This window comes from Domibacillus sp. 8LH (assembly GCF_038806185.1).
Taxonomy (GTDB): domain Bacteria; phylum Bacillota; class Bacilli; order Bacillales; family Domibacillaceae; genus Domibacillus; species Domibacillus indicus_A.
Window position 1 is genome coordinate 1 of the sequence record NZ_JAVJNG010000098.1, and the last position, 325, is coordinate 325.

The 325-nt window shown below is 43.7% G+C and carries 2 protein-coding genes; both read right to left on the reverse strand.

Features of this window, described 5'->3' with window-relative positions:
- Window positions 1–167: 50S ribosomal protein L15 (gene rplO, locus RG959_RS23950; RefSeq protein WP_342799290.1), on the reverse strand; the 167-nt coding region annotated here is incomplete at its 3' end.
- A gap of 31 nt (window positions 168–198) precedes the next feature.
- Window positions 199–325 (reverse strand): 50S ribosomal protein L30 (gene rpmD, locus RG959_RS23955; protein WP_342799291.1); only part of this gene is annotated, 127 nt, incomplete at its 5' end.

Sequence of the window (325 nt, forward strand, 5' to 3'; positions counted from 1 at the left end):
GGCATTTGACCACCTTCAAAGCCCGGACGAGTACCGCCGCCTGAACGTGCTTTTTGACCTTTATGTCCACGGCCGGAAGTTTTTCCGTTACCAGATGACATACCACGACCTACACGGTTACGATTTGTGCGTGTTCCTTCTGATGGCTTCAATTCATGAAGTTTCATTCGAGCACCTCCTCTTTACGCAATTATATAATTAAAGTTCTTTAACCGCTACTAGATGAGATACTTTGTTAACCATACCGCGAACGGCATCAGTATCTTCACGTACTACGGATTGACGAATCTTTCTAAGTCCTAATGCTTGAACAGTTTTCTTTTGT